This is a genomic window from Candidatus Krumholzibacteriota bacterium (assembly GCA_016932415.1).
Classification (GTDB): Bacteria; Krumholzibacteriota; Krumholzibacteriia; order Krumholzibacteriales; family Krumholzibacteriaceae; genus Krumholzibacterium.
Genome location: JAFGCX010000010.1, coordinates 360,784 through 377,640 on the forward strand (window position 1 = coordinate 360,784; position 16,857 = coordinate 377,640).

Here is a 16,857-nt window from a genome sequence, read left to right on the forward strand (position 1 = left end):
TGTCCGGCGCCGCACGGTTCGCGCGAAGCCGGTCTTACAACGGGAGTGACTTATGGCGCTAAAAACACCGATTTACCAGTCGCACGTCGATTCGGGAGGAAAGATAGTCGATTTTGCCGGTTTTATGATGCCTGTTTCTTTTGAAGGGATCGTCGCCGAACATGAGAGGGTGAGAAACAAGGTAGGATTCTTCGACGTCAGCCATATGGGCGAGATCGAGATAACGGGTGAGTCAGCCCTCGAATTTGCCGATTTTGCCGTTTCAAATAATGTTTCAAAGCTTGACGACGGGCAGATATGTTATACGGTATGTTGCAACGAAAAGGGAAAGGTACTTGACGATCTTCTCGTCTACCGGTTTTCCTCGTCGAGGATCCTCTTTGTCGTCAACGCGGTCAACGCGGGAAAGATATACCAGCATCTGCTCGGGATACAGAAAGGCGACGTAAGGATCGAAAACAGATCGAGCGGTTACGGACAGATCGCTGTCCAGGGGCCGGCTTCAAGGGATCTCCTGCTTGGCAGTTCCTTCTGTGCTCCCGTTTCGGCAAAGCTTGCCGGACTGGGGTATTACCGGTTTTTTACCTTCGAACATGAAGGCAGCGAGATCATTCTTTCGAGGACCGGGTATACGGGAGAAGTCGGCTACGAGATATATCTGCCCTGGGATATGACGGCATCTGTCTGGGACCTTCTACTTGAGGAAGGTGGTGAATACGGGGCGGCGCCGATCGGGCTCGGCGCGAGAGATACGCTGAGGTTCGAGCCATGCTACTGTCTCTACGGGCACGAGATAGACGAGGATACTTCGCCTCTTGAGGCGGGGCTTTCCTGGGTCGTCAAATTGAAAAAGGATGATTTTGTCGGGCGCGGAGCCCTTGTTGCCGAAAAAGAAGCCGGTTCGGGGAGGAAACTGATCGGGCTTGAGCTTCAGGGCAGGGGTATTCCGCGGCAGGGTTACAATGTTCTGCACGATGGAAAAGTAGTTGGAAAAGTCACGTCGGGGACTTTTTCTCCAACGTTGAAAAAGGGGCTGGCGATGGCCCTGGTAGAGCGGTCGCTTCCGAAAGATGCTTCGGGCCTGGCTGTTGAGATCAGGAACAGACCGGTCAGTGCCGCGAGGGCCAGGATGCCGTTTTACGCGAGTCACGTGAACGATTAGAAGGTGAAGAAGAAAGGATGGTGGAATATGGTTCCGGAAGAATGCCTGTACACAGAGGACCATGAATGGGTTTTTATCGAGGATGAGATAGCGACGATAGGGATCAGCGATTATGCGGCGGGCGAACTCGGGGACATAGTCTACGTAGAACTTCCAGAGGTCGATTCGGAGATAAGGCAGACAGACCCTGTAGGCACTATCGAAGCGGTCAAGACCGTCGCCGAGCTATTTTCACCGATCAGTGGAAAGGTGATAGAGGTGAACGGGGACCTTATCGACGATCCCGAGATCATAAACAGGAGTCCTTACGAGGATGGCTGGTTCATCAAGGTAAAGATGAGCGATATGAGTGAACTCGACAACCTGCTGGACCACGAGAAATATCAGGAATTTCTTGGTGAGAGTCAGTAAATACAGAAAAGCTAAACCAAGAGGATGAGCAGATGAGCTATGTTCAGAATACCGACCGTGACAGAAAAGAGATGCTCGGTTATATAGGGGTCTCTTCTTTCGATGAACTTATCGAGCCGGTCGCCAGAGAACTCAGGGTCAAAGGCGATCTCAAGCTGGGTCTTCCGATGAGCGAGGCTGAAGTAGTCAGCCATTGCGCCGCTCTCGCGCGCCGAAACAGTCCCGCTTCGGAGATGGCCTCCTTTCTCGGAGCGGGGATATATGACAGATATATTCCCGCGACGGTAAGATATGTCCTGTCGAGGAGCGAGTTCTACACATCGTATACTCCATACCAGGCTGAGGTCAGCCAGGGCACCCTTCAGGCGATATATGAATACCAGACGATGATAACAAGGCTGACGGCGATGGACGCGGCGAATGCCTCGATGTACGACGCCGCGACCTCCCTGGCAGAGTCACTGCTGATGGCCTGCGCGATCAAGAGGACCGACAGGGTGCTCGTTCCCGCGGCGCTTTCGCAGAGGATCCGCCGGGTACTTGAAAGCTACTCGGCAGGCCGCCATATAACGATCGAGAGTATACCATGGAAGGATGATGGTACTGTTGATCTTGATGAAGCAGAGAGGCTTCTTTCGGAAAAAGCCGCGGCGGTAATCCTCGCTCAGCCCAATTATTTCGGCCTGCTTGAAGATGCTTCAGCCGTATCGTCCCTGGCTCATGGAAAAGGTGCGTTGCTGATCGCGCTCGTCGATCCGGTATCGCTCGCCCTGGTAGCTCCTCCGGGTGAATATGAAGCCGATATAGCGGTCGGAGAAGGGCAATCACTCGGTATTCCCCAGTCGTTCGGAGGTCCCCTGCTCGGTTTTATGGCTACAAGGAAAGAATATATCCGCAAGTGTCCCGGGCGCCTGATCAGCGCGACCGTCGATTCCGAGGGAAAAAGAGGATATGTGATGACCCTTCAGACTCGCGAGCAGCATATCAGGCGTGAGAAAGCGACGTCGAATATCTGTACCAACGAGGGATTATGCGCCCTCGCCGCAGCCGTCTATCTCTCCACCATGGGGGACGACGGATTCAGGGAAGTGGCTCTTCAGAGCGCGGCAAAGAGCCACAGACTCTATGAGATGCTCTCAGGCCTCCCCGGCGTGACACTTCCGTTCGGCAAACAGTTCTTTCAGGAATTTGTCGTCCGCTTCGACGGTCCCGCATCTCGATTTCTTTCCAGGGCGAAGAAATCGGGGATACTCGGAGGCGTTTCGCTTGAAGATGATTTTCCCGAACTGGGGAAAGGGGCCGTTCTGGTCGCGGTGACTGAAAAACGTTCTCTTGCAGAGCTTGAACTTTTCCGCGACATAGCGGCAGGGAAGGAGGTCCGGGTATGAGCAGAACGATCTTTGAGAGATTCTACGAAGGAAAAAGCGGTTCGTTCATTCCCCGGAACGACTGTCCGGTCGAGGGGCTCGATATGCTTCTGACGAGGAAGACGCCGACCTCGCTTCCCGTTGTCGGCGAACAGGAGGTAATAAGGCATTACGTAGAGCTTGCCTCGAAGAATTACCATATCGACAAGGGGATGTATCCCCTCGGCAGCTGTACCATGAAATACAATCCCGTCGTCAATGAAGAGATAGCCGGACTTTCAGGCTTCACGGGACTTCATCCCCTGCAGGACGAGACGGACGTGCAGGGAGCCCTGCAGCTGATCTACGATCTGGAATCATCTCTCTGCGAGATAACGGGAATGGATCATTTCAGCCTTCAGCCTGTCGCCGGGGCGCACGGCGAACTGACCGGGATGATGATAGCGCGCGACTATTTTCGCGACAGGAAGGAAGATAGAAAGACTGTTCTTGTCCCTGATTCCGCTCACGGGACGAATCCGGCGAGCGTGGTGATCTGCGGATTTACCCCGAAAACGATACCGTCGGGCGATGACGGACTGGTAGATATCGAGGCCCTCGAGCGCGAAATAGACGACAAGACGGCTGTCTTCATGTTGACTCTGCCGAATACCCTGGGTCTTTTTGAGAAAGAGATAAAAAAGATCATAGGGATCGTCCACAAGGCGGGAGCTCTCGTCTATATGGACGGGGCGAACATGAATGCTCTTCTGGGAATCGTTAAGCCGGGAGATATTGAGATCGATATAATGCATCTTAACCTCCACAAGACATTTTCCACCCCTCATGGTGGTGGAGGCCCCGGGTCTGGTCCCGTTGGCGTGAGAAGCCATCTCGGAGATTTCCTGCCGGTGCCGAGGGTGCTTAAGGAGGGGGAAAGATATACCTTTTTCTCGGATATGGAAAAAAGCGTGGGGAAAGTGCACGCGTGGTACGGCAACTTCAATGTCCTGGTCAAGGCTTACGCTTATATAATCGCTCTGGGCGCTACCGGTATAAGGGAGGTCGCAGAGAACGCGATAATCAACGCTAATTACCTGATGAAAAAAATCAGCAGGCACTACGATCTTAAATATCCGGGTCCGTGCATGCATGAATTTGTCGCATCCGGCAGGAACCTCAAGCAATACGGCGTGCGCACGACCGACGTCGCCAAGAGACTGCTTGATTACGGGATTCATGCTCCGACCGTCTATTTTCCACTGATCGTCGAAGAGGCTCTGATGATAGAACCTGTCGAGACTGAAAAAAAGGAGACTCTCGATCATTTCGCCGATGTAATGGAAAAAATAGCCGGTGAAGCGAGGAATAATCCCGGGATCCTGCACGAAGCGCCCGTTACCACTCCGGTAAGGCGTCTCGACGAGGCGGCAGCGGCAAGGAATCCCGAGCTATGCTGGCCGCTTGAAAACAGTGAATGATATTGCTCCGGGCAGGCATCGCGAAAAGGAACCTGATGAATCGATGGTATCTTCTTGACGATCCCCCTTCTACCGGGGCTGCCAATATGGCGGTCGACGAGTATCTCCTGGATAACCGCGGTAAATGGGGGAAGTGCCCGGTCCTGCGGCTCTATTCTTTCGATCCTCCGGCAATCACCGTTGGATTCCACCAGGATATCGCGCGGGTCGTCGATCTCGAAGCAGCCAGGCGCGGCCGGGTAGATGTGCTTAAAAGGATAACAGGTGGCAGGGCTCTTCTTCATGACGGCGAACTCACCTACTCAGTGACAGCGCCGCTTGGCGGTGTCTTTTTCCCGGCAGGGTTGCAGGAGACATTCCTTGGCATTTCTTACGCCATCGTCGACGCGATCCGTCTCTTCGGCGTCGAAGCGAGGATATCGGGAGGAAGGTCCTTTAAAAGGGATAAGGAAGGGGTCTCTCCCTGTCTGGTCTCTACAAGCAGGCACGAGATCACCGCCGGGGGAAGAAAGATAGTGGGGAGTGCGCAAAGAAGACGGTCCGGTTCTTTCCTCCAGCACGGATCGGTCCTGCTCGGGCCGGGCTCGGAAAGGATCGTGGAATATCTGCCGGGAGATCTTCCACCCCTTGACTCTGTAGTGACGAATATCGAGGAGGAGACGGGAAGAAGGCCCGCTCGAGGAGATTTTGCCGCGGCGATGATCGATGCTTTTCGGAAGAGATTCGAGATCGTGTTTGAACCACTTGTCTTTTCAGAGGAAGATATCAGAGTGATCGCTTCGATGACGGAAAAAAAGGCCACCGGGTCCCTTTCCCCGGCGGGAAGCGGGGTGTAACCAGGGTGGGAAGGTTCATAGCCGGCAGGTTGCTTCAATCGGTCCTTCTGGTCGTTATCGTGCTGACGATCACATTTTTTCTTATGCATCTCGCGCCCGGCGATCCGATGGCGAAATATGACGATCCGGATATTTCTCCCGAGACGGTCCGTATGATGAGGGAGCAGCTCGGCCTCGACAGGCCCCTGTTGGAACAGTACTTCAGATGGATGAACAGTTTTATCAGGGGAGATTTCGGAGTGAGCCTGAGATTCAACAGACCTGTAAGGGATCTCCTGTCCGAGGCTATTCCCAACACGCTGAGATTGACGGTGGCCGCTCTCTCCCTGTATATAGTCATCGGCATGGCACTGGGCATGATATCGGCGGTAAGAAGATATACGCTTTTCGACAGGCTGAGCACTGTCGGGGCGTTATTCGTCTATTCCATACCTTCGTTCTGGCTCGCTCTTATGATGATCCTGCTCTTCTCGCTGAAGTTCGAGATCCTTCCCTCATCGCATATGCAATCGATAGGTGTCTCTGATCCAGGTGGTTTCGCCCTTTTCGTCGACAGAGCCGCTCACCTCATCCTCCCCGCGTTTGTTCTCGGAGTAGCGTCAGCGGCGGGGATGGCCCGGTATATGAGGGGCAGCATGCTCGATGTCCTGCGAGAGGATTATATCAGGACCGCCAGGGCCAAGGGGCTGCCCGAGAAATCAGTCTATCTGAAGCACGCCTTCAGGAACGCCGCTATACCTGTCGTCACAATAATCGGTATGAGCCTGCCCTTTCTTCTCGGAGGAGCGGTAATAATAGAGAAGATCTTTTCATGGCCCGGGATGGGAGCCCTTATGGTCGATTCGATCTTTTCGAGGGATTATCCCGTCGTTCTTGCGGTGAATTTTGTCGTCACGGTGATGGTGATCCTGGGAAACCTCGCCGCCGATGTCGGATACGCCGTTCTCGATCCGAGGATAGCTTCGGGGAAAGGTTCAGGCCGATAGGAAATGGACCACCGGCGGGGGGCAGGGGAGACCCGCGGTAATGGAGAGTTCGCGAGGATCAGATATGAAAAGGAAAAAAGGGAAGAGTCTGTGGTCGTCGGGATGGATCCGATTCAGATCGAACCCGATGGGGATGGCAGGAGCAGTGATAGTGCTCACGCTCTACCTTGCCGCGATCTTCGCGCCACTCATAGTGACCGGCGATCCGGTAAGCCACGGTGATCTTCCTTCGATGCGGCATCTTCCGCCGGGAAGCGGTCATCCGCTCGGAACTGATAAATTCGGAAGGGATATCCTCGCCCGCGTCCTTTACGGATCGCGGATATCGCTAACGATCGGATTCGTGGCTGTCGCCATCTCCGTGCTGATAGGAACGGCGGTAGGAGCTCTCGCCGGGTATGCCGGAGGTGTAGTCGATTCGATAATAATGCGGATCGTTGACGCGTTGATGGCGATACCGAGGCTCTTTCTCCTCCTTACATGCATCGCTCTTTTTTCGCGTTCCATCTGGCTGATCATTATACTTCTGGGCGCGACAAGCTGGATGGCGACTACAAGGCTTGTGAGGGCGCAGATACTGACTGTCAAGGAAAAGGAATTCGTGGCGGCCGCCGAGGCGCTAGGCGCGGGAAAAAGAAGGATCATTCTGCGACACCTGATACCTAATACGTTGACAGTGATAATAATTTCAGCCACTCTCCGGATCGGAGGGATAATCCTTGCCGAGGCGGCGCTGAGTTTTCTCGGCCTGGGAGTCCCGCCCCCCGCTCCCAGCTGGGGTCAGATGGTCTTCCAGGGCCGCGAGGTCCTGCTCGATGCCTGGTGGGTCTCTACATTTCCAGGTCTCGCTATAATTATAACGGTCATCGGATACAACCTCCTCGGAGACGGGCTCCGGGACGCGTTCGATCCGGTCCAGTTCACCTGACGTGGGGACGATATGGACAGACTGCTCGATGTAAGGGAATTGACGACCGAATTCCAGACGTACGAGGGACGGGCCAGAGCGGTAGACCGCTTCTCGTTTCAGGTCGGCCATGGAGAGACGGTCGGTCTTGTGGGAGAATCGGGATGCGGTAAAAGCGTCACGGCACTTTCGATAATGAGGCTGATCTCCGATCCTCCGGGAAGGATCACCGGAGGCTCGATATTTTTTGAAGGAAAAGACCTCCTGTCGATCCCGGAAAAGGAAATGAGAAAGATCCGGGGAAACGATATCGCCATAGTATTCCAGGAACCCCTGACCAGCCTCAATCCGGTTTTCACCTGTGGAGAACAGATACGCGAAGCGATCGGCCTTCACCAGCGGCTGGGAAAGAGGGAGTCGCGCGCGAAGGCTGTGGAGATGCTCCGGCTTGTCAGGATCCCCGATCCCGATCGGAGGTATTCGAGCTATCCTCATCAGATGAGCGGGGGGATGAGGCAGAGAGTAATGATCGCGATGGCCCTGAGCTGTCAGCCGAAACTCCTGATAGCCGATGAACCGAGCACGGCCCTGGATGTCTCCGTCCAGGCGCAGATCATGGAACTTCTAGTCGACCTGAGGGAGAGGATGTCGATGGCGGTTCTGCTGATCACGCATGATCTTTCGGTAGTCGCTCAGATGGCCGAGAGGGTGATTATCATGTACGCCGGTACGGCGGTCGAGGAAGCGCCCGTTACCGATATCTTCTCCGATCCGAGGCATCCCTACACGGAGGGGCTTCTTGCTTCGATCCCAAGGATTGAAGCCGGGAAGGCGAGGCTCAAGGTGATACCCGGCCGCGTTCCCGATCCGATGAACCTTCCATCGGGATGCAGGTTCAGCGACCGTTGCCCGAAAAGGGAGGAGAGATGTTTTCTGAACGACCCGCCACTGTTCATGACGGGTGAAAAACACTTCGTAAAATGCTGGCTTTCCGAGGGGGAGGCAAGATGATCGATCGTGCCGGAATGGGTACAGGGGAACCGCGCGCGCAGAAGGCCGTTGAAGAAGAACCGGTACTGAGGGCTTCGGGGATAAAGAAATATTTCAACGTTTCTTCCTCTTTCTTTCTGAACAGGAAAGTCGTGATCAAGGCGGTGGACGGAGTGGACATCTCCCTGATGAAAGGAAAGACACTTGGACTCGTCGGCGAATCCGGTTGCGGGAAGAGTACTCTTTCGAGGGTTCTTCTGAGGCTTGAAGAACCGGACGAGGGGTCGATAGAGATCGACGGGACGGATTTCCTCGCGCTGAAAGGCGGGCATCTGCGCAAATCGAGAAGAAAGATCCAGATGATATTCCAGGACCCGTATTCATCCCTCAATCCGAGGCTTACCGCCGGAAGTACGATAGGCGAGGGTATAAGGATACACAAGCTCGCTGGCGGCAGTGAGATAAAGAGAAAAGTGGAGTCGCTCCTTCAGAAGGTCGGTCTGCCCCTTTCCGCAGCTGGAAAATATCCTCATGAATTCTCCGGCGGGCAGAGGCAGCGCATCGGTATCGCGAGGGCTCTTGCCGTCGAACCGAAGATCATCGTCGCTGACGAACCTGTCTCGGCCCTCGACGTCTCGGTCCAGGCCCAGATAATCAACCTGCTGAGGGATCTTCAGTCGACTCTCGGGCTGACGTACCTTTTCGTGGCGCACGATCTTGGAGTTGTCGGACACATCAGCGACTCGGTCGCCGTGATGTACATGGGTAAGATCGTCGAATCAGCCTCTTCCGAAGATCTTTTCTCCGAGCCGCTCCATCCCTACACGCAGGGATTGCTTGCCTCGATTCCATCGATCAGGCCGACCGGCAGGAAGATCAGGGCGGCTATCAGGGGAGACCTGCCAAGCCCCGTGGATATTCCCGCTGGATGCGCCTTTCACACGAGGTGTCCCCACGCGATGGATCGATGCCTCGTGGAGATGCCGGATCTCAAGACCGGCGAAGATGGCAGATCGGTACGATGCTGGCTCCATTCATGACGATCGTCGATTACGTAAGCGATTTCACTCAATAAAAACAGCGTAACAACCGAAGAAGACAGGTACGGGGAAGTCTGACCACTGGACAGATGCGTTGGTACTACCCGGTTTTTTCGTCAGGGGAAGGCAATGACCGAGATATTTGTCGGCAGGCAGCCGATATTCGACAAAAAACTGAATGTCATCGGGTACGAGCTTCTTTACCGGGCCAGCGAGGAAGATCTGCACGCCTGTATAACCGATAATAACGATGCTTCATCGCAGGTCATTCTGAACACTTTCATGTCGATCGGGCTCGAGCGGCTTGCCGGCGACAGGCTCGTTTTCATAAATCTCTCCGAAGGATTTTTCAGGGGAGATTTCCCCTTTCCCCTCGATCCTGAAAAGATAGTCGTCGAGATCCTTGAAGGAATGACGCTTGACAAGAGCCTGGTCGATTCGATAAGGGATTTCGCGGCCAGGGGGTACAGGCTGGCTCTTGACGACGTGGTCGACATCGACCACATCAGCAACCTGATCGATATCGCCGAGATCGCAAAAATAGATATAAGGCAGATAAGACCGGGCCGACTGGTCCTCCTGGTCGAGAAACTTAAGGAGCGGGGTCTGAAGATAGTCGCCGAGAAGATCGAGACGATGGCGGAATACGAGTATTGTTATAAACTTGGCGTCGATTATTTCCAGGGGTTCTTTTTTGAAAAACCGAATACTGTAAAGGGAAAACGGATGCCGTCGTCATCGGCCTCGATAATGCGCCTTCTCGCCAGGCTCCATGATCCCGACGTGACCGTCACGGAGATCAAGGAGATAATAAGCCATGACGTGTCGATCAGCTATAAACTTCTCAGGTTGATGAATTCGGCGAGTTTCTCGTTATCGAGGAAGATCGAATCGATCCACGAGGCTGTCGTGATGTTCGGGTTTGAGAGGATCAGATCATGGCTATCCCTTCTGCTTCTCTCGAAGATCGAGGAATCGTCGGGTGAATTGATGACAGTCGCCATGATCAGGGGAAAGATGTGCGAGATCATCACCGAAGACCTCGATCCCGAATCAGCGGAACGCGGTTTTATCACGGGACTCTTTTCAGTTCTCGACGCGCTTCTTTCGGTGCCTATGGGCGAGATACTTCCCATGCTGCCCCTTGCCGACGAGATCAAGGATGCCCTCCTTATCAGGAAAGGCTTTCTGGGTAATTCCCTCGCTTCAGTCATCGCCCACGAGAGATGGGAATGGAATGAACTCGGTGGCGGTGAGATCAGCGAAGAGCTTTTAAACAGCGCATATCTTCGCGCGCTCGACTGGACGACTGAGATACTGGCCGGCAAATAATGTAACAGCGCGGCCGATTATCAGGTTGTAGGAATCCAAGCCCTTGTGCTACTTTGTCGATGTCAGTCGCAATTATTATCTCAAGATTTTTTTTTGACTGGACGAATATCTGGTATGTTGTATTATCCGGATTCAATCCGGAGGGACAGATCGAGAGGCAAACTGTCCGACGATATCTGTAAGCGGGAGCGATAGATGGTAAAAGAACATCTGCAGGAGATACGTTCCAGGGAACAGAGAGCCAGGGATTCCATAGCGGAAGCCCGGATACAGGCGGAGAAGAATGTCGAGGATGCTAAGGCTGAAGGGGAAAGACTCCTGGAGGAGACTCAGATCGAGGGAAATGAACTGAAGCGGTCGATGATCGCCGAAGCAAAAAAGACAGCCGAAGCGAAGATCGATCTGCTTCGCGGCGATAGTGAAAAGATCATTTCCACCCTGGAACAGACGGCGGGGAAAAAGGTCGAAGAAGTGATCGACATTATCATAGAGGAATTTCAAAAAGGTATCTGACGGACGAGTATGAGATTGGCCCCAGCAGCCACGGAAGGAGTTCGGCGTGGCAGTAAGCCGGATGCTGAAGGTCCAGATCCTCGGACACACAGCGCTCAAGGATGAGATAAAATCGTATTTAAGAGAGACCGGCGTGGTCGAGATCACGGACGTCTCTTTCGAAGACGGCGATTCTTCACCCCGACAGGAAGATCTCAGGGAGATCCAGGCGAAACTCGAGCAGGCTGAATCTGTGATCGAATTCCTTGATCGATACTCAGAGCCGCTTACATTCTTTGAGAAGGTGGCAAGGGTGCCACTGGAGATATCCGAAGGTAAGCTTGCCGACCTGGCGGAGAAAGTGTCGGTGGAGCAGGTCTACGAAGAGTGCAATACGCTCCAGGGAACGATACGCTCGATGAGCGATTCCCTGGCGAGGAGCGCCGAGCTTGCAGGGTCCCTGACTCCGTGGAGGGATCTTGACGTTCCACTCGAGGATCTTAAGACCGAAGGGTATAATGTCCAGTTCTGGACGATCCAGGACAAGGTGGCCGATCGGAACCTTGAACGCTTCAGGGAGAGATTTGAATTCTGCGATTGCTCTGAATTTCACAGGGAAAACGGTAAATCTTACATTGCGGTGATCGTTGCCAACGAGTTATACGCGGAAGTGATCGAGGCGATGAAGGAGACAGGGGCGCATCATCACGGGTTTGAAAAACTGGAAGGGACCCCCGCCGCGATAATAGACGCCCAGGAGGGATTGCGTTCGGAATACAGGGAGAATATAGCCCGGGCCGAGGAACGCGCCCGTGCTCTTGCCTCGCGGCGCGACGAGATCTGCCTGCTTGCCGATCACTATCGGGAAATGATCGGCCTCTCATCGGTCGAGGAAAGATTCTATTATACTGACAGTACATTCATCCTGGAGGGATGGGTAAGGGCTCTTGACAGAAAACGGCTTGAAAAAGAGTTCCTGAAGAAAGTGGACGAGATCGAAGTGGTTTTCCGCGAGCCGCTTAAAGACGAAGAGCCTCCGATTTGTCTCGATAACGGCAGAGCCTCGCGGCCTTACGAGTTCGTCACGACTCTCTACGGCCGTCCGATATACAGGGAGGTCGATCCGACACCCCTTCTTGCTCCGTTTTTTATCCTCTTTTTCGCGATGTGCCTGACAGATGCGGGGTACGGATTGACTCTTGCCGCGCTGACGGCGGTAATAATAATGAGATTCAAGCCATCAGGCGGAGCGGGTCTTCTGATGAGAGTCCTTTTTGTCGGGGGACTTGTGACGGCGGGAGTCGGGATCATAGCTGGAGGCGTATTCGGGTTGAACGCTAGTGTTTTCCCTCCCTGGCTGCAAAAATTTGTTTTCATCGATCCCCTCCGGGAACCGATGAAGATGCTCAATATCTCGTTTATAATGGGACTTGTTCATATGATATTCGGCATGGGAGTAAGATTCGTTGCCAATATCAGAGCGAAACTCTTTTCCGACGCGGTCTTCGACGACCTGGTCTGGATGCTTTTCCTGATCGTCCTTGCTCCGCTTGGATATACCGGTATCCTCAATGGATCACTTCCCGATCAGGTGATGGAAGTGAGCAAGTGGGGATCGGTCGGCCTTGCCGCTGTCATCTTCCTTACCGGCGGACGCAGACAGGGATCTTTCGTAAAGAAAATCCTGACCGGCCTGGTCAGGTTCTACGATGTAATAGGGTATTTCGGGGATGTGCTCTCTTACGCCCGTCTTCTGGCGCTTGGCCTGGCGACAAGCGCTATCGCGATCGCCGTAAATGATATCGCGGCGATGGTCAAGGGGATGCCTTTTTATACCGGTTATATAGCCATGATACTTATATTGATCGGCGGCCATACATTCAATCTGGCCGTTAACACTCTCGGCGCCTTTGTACATTCGGGCAGGCTTCAGTACCTCGAGTTCTTTTCAAAATTCTTTACCGGCGGAGGCAGGGAGTTCAGGCCATTCAAGAGTGAAAGAAAATTTTCTGTGCTTAAAAAAACGGATAACAGATCATAAGTCTCAAGGAAGGAGAGAAATATGATGGGTTTTATGCTGGTGATCCTTGGCGCCGCCCTCGCCGCCGGCCTCGCCGGAGCAGGATCTGCTCTTGGAACCGGAGTAGCCGGGCAGGCAGCCAATGGAGTGGTCAGTGAGGATCCCGAAAAATTCGGATCGCTGCTCGTACTGCAGGCGCTGCCTGGAACGCAGGGTATCTATGGGCTGGTCGCGCTCTTTATGATCATAAACAAATTGCCCGCCCTGGGAGATCTCGGAAGTGTCACTGTAGGCTCAGGCCTTGCTATCCTGGGGGCTGCCCTGCCGGTGGCTCTGACCGGGCTTGTCTCGGGGCTGTACCAGGGGAAAGTCTGTGCGGCGGCCTGTAGCCTCGTCGCGAAGCGGCCCGGTGAAGTCGGCAAGGGAATGGTCTTCGCTGTCATCGTCGAGACCTATGCCGTACTCGGTCTGCTCGGGACGATCCTTCTTCTTCAGAAGATCTCACTGGGTGGATGATATTGTCGCGCCTGATAAAAGGATTGGATGAGTAAGATGGCTATTGAGAAGATATTTGAACGGATTACTGGTGACGCCGAAAGAACGGTCAGGGAGATACTCGATGCCGGGGAGCTTGAATCGCGGGCGGTGAAGAAAGAATATCTCGAAAAGGCCGGACAGCTGAAAGACCGCCTGAGATCTTATGCCGGGAAAAAGGCGCAGGAGGAAGAGAAACACCTTATAGTCAACGAACAGCTCGAACTGAAGAAAGTCGTTCTGAAGAAAAAAAGGGATGTCCTCGAAAAGATTTACACCGACGCGAAAAAAAGGATCGAAAAACTCGGCGCTGAAGAGACCGGGAGGATCCTGCGCGATCTTATCCTGGACAAAGCAGTCTCGGGAAAGGAAGAGATAATAGTCTCCTCGTCGCAGCGGGGAATATTTTCTGATAGGTACATCGACGAATTGAACAAAAAGTTCGAGGGTGGGGGCAGTTTCACCCTCTCTGCCGATCCGGGAGAATTCTCGTGGGGAGTGGTATTGAGGGAAGGCAGGAGAGTAGTCGATCTTTCTCTTGAAGTCATTTTCGATCAGCTGAAAGAAAAGATCGAACCAAAGATCGCCGCTTCACTTTTCGCTGTGAAGTAGCTGGAGGTCTCAATTGGCTCAGGACTATACATATGCTGTAGCCAGGATGCGCGCTCTCGAAGCTTCGAGGCCCGACGCGGCATGGTTCCAGAGGCTGGTACGTTCACCCGGCGATTCCATTCTTGGATCGGTAAGGGAGTTTTTCACCGGCTTCGAAGCGGTCATCTCGGCAGATCAGTTCGAAGAAGGGATCGAGAATGAGACGATCGCTATCCTCGAACTGATTGAAAGTCTTCTTCATGAAGAAGGACTTTCCGGATTTATTCGCGCCGGATACGATTTTGACAACATGACCCACCTCTGGAAAGCTATGATACTGGGCAGGGAGCCTTACCTGAACCGGTTCGGGCTTGTTCCTCCCGAAACTGTCGAACAGGCTGTCAGAAACGGAGTGATCATCTGGTTGCCGGAATATCTCAAACGGATGCATGAAAGACTTTTACGGTTCGAATCGGCCGATGACGCCCAGTCTGTGGAATATGAAGGCGAAAGCCTCAAATGGAGATTTCTTCTTGACAGTGCTCCGGGCGAAGGGGCGCGCCGGTATACGGTAAACAGGATCGATCTTCGGAACCTTAAGAGTTTCATCAGGTTCAGGCGTACCGGCCTGAGAAGGGCCAGGCATGGTGGCATGTGGATCGCCGGGGGTGAGATCGAAGCGCAGGTCCTCGATGCTCTGATGAAAGAGCCGGAGGACGAAATGTATAATTATCTCGGAGTGACCAGTTACAGGGGGCTCGTCAGGAAAGGCCTGGACAGGAATACGCCTTTATGGAAGGTAGGCGCTCTTTTTGACGCGCAACTTCTTGAGATGATCGGAGAGAGCAGGTACAGATTTTTCGACCTGATGCCGGTGATCTACCATATTCAGATGCGCGAGAGGGAATCGAGCCTGCTAAGACAGATATTTACGGGGAAAATAAACAATCTTCCCGAGAAGATCATCATGGAGAGAATCGAAGCGGTAATATCCTGACGTTTAAAAAGGAGTGCCCCGGTGGCAGCGAATATAGCGGTAATAGGAAATTCTGATTCGATCGAATATTTCAGGATATTAGGATGCGAAGTCTACGAGACGAGGGGCGGGGAGTTGACGGAGGAGAAGTTTCAGGAAGTCATACAGCGCAGATTCAAGATCATTCTCGTTACAGAGGAGGTCTTTGGAAAATACAAAAGACTTATACAGGACAGGTCCAGGAGGGTCTTTCCTGTCATAACCGTCATACCCGATATACATGGCGCGAAATGGGAAGATGATTCTCCCGTTCTTGCGGGAGTGGCTTTTCAGGAACTGCGCGAAGCTGTAATAAAAGCGGTGGGACAGGATATATCGGGAACGGCTGATTGAGATGAAAGAACGCAAAGCTTAGAAGGAGAAGTGACAAATGGGCGCTGGAAGGATAATCAAGGTATCGGGGCCGCTGATCGTGGCAGAGGGCATGGATGAAGCGAGCATGTTCGAGGTAGCCAAGGTCAGCGATCGCGAGCTGATCGGGGAGATCATCGAGCTGCACGGCGACCAGGCGTATATCCAGGTCTATGAGGACACTTCAGGCCTTGGACCGGGAGAGAAGGTCGTTGGTACTGGCCAGTCGCTCAGCATCGAGCTTGGCCCCGGGCTTCTCGAGTCGATATACGACGGGATCCAGCGGCCGCTGAACAAGATATACGAAAAAGCGGGGTCGTATATAACAAGGGGTATCAATATCAACGGCCTCGACAGGGAAAGAAAGTTCGAGTTCGTTCCTTCCGGGTCGCTCTCGGAAGGCCAGGAGATAAAGGCGGGAGATATCCTCGGTGAGGTCAAGGAGACCGAGCTGATCAACCACAGGATAATGGTCCCGCCGACTCTTAAGGGAGGCGTTCTCGTAAAGAAACCCGAGGCTGGGACATATACGATCGAGGATGTGATAGCGCAGATCGACGCCGATGGAGAGATCCAGGACGTTACGATGTACCACAGATGGCCGGTCCGTACTCCAAGGCCGATAACCAGAAAACTCGTTCCAGAGGTTCCTCTTGTGACAGGGCAGCGTGTCATCGATACGCTCTTCCCGATCGCGAAGGGAGGTTCGGCTACCGTACCCGGACCTTTCGGGGCCGGAAAGACCGTTGTCCAGCATCAGCTTGCAAAATGGTCCGATGCCAACATAATAGTCTATGTCGGTTGCGGAGAGCGTGGAAACGAGATGACCGATGTACTCCAGGAATTTCCTGAACTTATCGATCCGGCCACTAACAGGCCGCTAATGGAAAGAACGGTCCTGATAGCCAACACGTCGAATATGCCGGTCGCAGCCCGCGAAGCTTCGGTATATACCGGCATAACGATAGCTGAATATTACAGGGATATGGGGTTCGACGTCGCCGTGCTGGCTGATTCGACCTCGAGATGGGCCGAAGCGATGAGGGAGATGTCCGGGCGGCTCGAAGAGATGCCCGGAGAAGAGGGATATCCAGCCTACCTTCCGTCGAGAATAGCCGATTTTTACGAGAGATCGGGGCGCGTCGTATGCCAGGGGAGCGATGAAAGGATCGGGACTCTCAGCGTGATCGGTGCCGTGTCGCCTCCGGGGGGGGATCTGTCAGACCCGGTAGTCCAGGCTACTCTCAAGGTGGTAAAGGTCTTCTGGGCGCTCGAGGACCAGCTTGCTTTCGAAAGGCATTTCCCTGCCATCGGCTGGTTGACCAGCTATTCATTATATCAT

General features: G+C 53.6%; 17 protein-coding genes. All 17 read left to right on the plus strand.

The features are described from left to right. The first annotated feature begins 52 nt into the window (after positions 1-52). Positions 53-1,162: a glycine cleavage system aminomethyltransferase GcvT gene (gcvT, locus tag JW814_04355; GenBank protein MBN2070671.1), complete on the plus strand. Its 1,110-nt coding sequence runs from the start codon at positions 53-55 to the stop codon at positions 1,160-1,162. A 27-nt stretch (positions 1,163-1,189) separates the two neighbouring features. Next, on the plus strand, positions 1,190-1,573 hold the full coding sequence (gcvH, locus tag JW814_04360) for a glycine cleavage system protein GcvH (protein ID MBN2070672.1): 384 nt from the start codon (positions 1,190-1,192) through the stop codon (positions 1,571-1,573). A gap of 32 nt (positions 1,574-1,605) precedes the next feature. Beyond that, positions 1,606-2,961 carry an aminomethyl-transferring glycine dehydrogenase subunit GcvPA gene (gene gcvPA, locus JW814_04365; GenBank protein ID MBN2070673.1) on the plus strand — a complete coding sequence of 452 codons (1,356 nt, stop codon included), beginning with the start codon at positions 1,606-1,608 and terminating at the stop codon, positions 2,959-2,961. Continuing rightward, a complete protein-coding gene (gene gcvPB, locus JW814_04370) occupies positions 2,958-4,400 on the plus strand; it encodes an aminomethyl-transferring glycine dehydrogenase subunit GcvPB (GenBank protein ID MBN2070674.1) in 1,443 nt (480 codons plus the stop codon). The genes gcvPA and gcvPB overlap by 4 nt, the downstream gene beginning before the upstream one ends. 35 nt (positions 4,401-4,435) lie before the next feature. Continuing rightward, positions 4,436-5,236: a lipoate--protein ligase family protein gene (locus tag JW814_04375; GenBank protein ID MBN2070675.1), complete on the plus strand. Its 801-nt coding sequence runs from the start codon at positions 4,436-4,438 to the stop codon at positions 5,234-5,236. A 5-nt stretch (positions 5,237-5,241) separates the two neighbouring features. After that, positions 5,242-6,222 (plus strand): ABC transporter permease, encoded by a 981-nt coding sequence (locus tag JW814_04380; GenBank protein MBN2070676.1) that lies wholly within the window; start codon positions 5,242-5,244, stop codon positions 6,220-6,222. A gap of 64 nt (positions 6,223-6,286) precedes the next feature. Then, positions 6,287-7,150, plus strand: coding sequence for an ABC transporter permease (locus JW814_04385; protein ID MBN2070677.1), 864 nt, complete (start codon positions 6,287-6,289; stop codon positions 7,148-7,150). Positions 7,151-7,162: 12 nt separating this feature from the next. Continuing rightward, a complete protein-coding gene (locus tag JW814_04390) occupies positions 7,163-8,140 on the plus strand; it encodes an ABC transporter ATP-binding protein (protein ID MBN2070678.1) in 978 nt (325 codons plus the stop codon). 14 nt (positions 8,141-8,154) lie between these two features. Then, positions 8,155-9,159, plus strand: a complete 1,005-nt coding sequence (locus tag JW814_04395; GenBank protein MBN2070679.1) for an ATP-binding cassette domain-containing protein — start codon at positions 8,155-8,157, stop codon at positions 9,157-9,159. A gap of 129 nt (positions 9,160-9,288) precedes the next feature. Next, positions 9,289-10,491, plus strand: a complete 1,203-nt coding sequence (locus JW814_04400; protein MBN2070680.1) for an HDOD domain-containing protein — start codon at positions 9,289-9,291, stop codon at positions 10,489-10,491. 195 nt (positions 10,492-10,686) lie between these two features. Continuing rightward, positions 10,687-11,004 carry a hypothetical protein gene (locus JW814_04405; GenBank protein ID MBN2070681.1) on the plus strand — a complete coding sequence of 106 codons (318 nt, stop codon included), beginning with the start codon at positions 10,687-10,689 and terminating at the stop codon, positions 11,002-11,004. A 46-nt stretch (positions 11,005-11,050) separates the two neighbouring features. Next, positions 11,051-13,024 (plus strand): V-type ATP synthase subunit I, encoded by a 1,974-nt coding sequence (locus JW814_04410; GenBank protein ID MBN2070682.1) that lies wholly within the window; start codon positions 11,051-11,053, stop codon positions 13,022-13,024. A gap of 21 nt (positions 13,025-13,045) precedes the next feature. Next, a complete protein-coding gene (locus JW814_04415) occupies positions 13,046-13,519 on the plus strand; it encodes a V-type ATP synthase subunit K (protein MBN2070683.1) in 474 nt (157 codons plus the stop codon). Positions 13,520-13,555: 36 nt separating this feature from the next. Next, on the plus strand, positions 13,556-14,149 hold the full coding sequence (locus JW814_04420) for a V-type ATP synthase subunit E (protein MBN2070684.1): 594 nt from the start codon (positions 13,556-13,558) through the stop codon (positions 14,147-14,149). Positions 14,150-14,162: 13 nt separating this feature from the next. Continuing rightward, positions 14,163-15,125: a V-type ATPase subunit gene (locus JW814_04425; GenBank protein MBN2070685.1), complete on the plus strand. Its 963-nt coding sequence runs from the start codon at positions 14,163-14,165 to the stop codon at positions 15,123-15,125. Positions 15,126-15,146: 21 nt separating this feature from the next. Next, a complete protein-coding gene (locus tag JW814_04430) occupies positions 15,147-15,497 on the plus strand; it encodes a hypothetical protein (protein MBN2070686.1) in 351 nt (116 codons plus the stop codon). A 37-nt stretch (positions 15,498-15,534) separates the two neighbouring features. After that, a partial coding sequence (locus JW814_04435; GenBank protein ID MBN2070687.1) for a V-type ATP synthase subunit A occupies positions 15,535-16,857 on the plus strand: 1,323 nt, incomplete at its 3' end.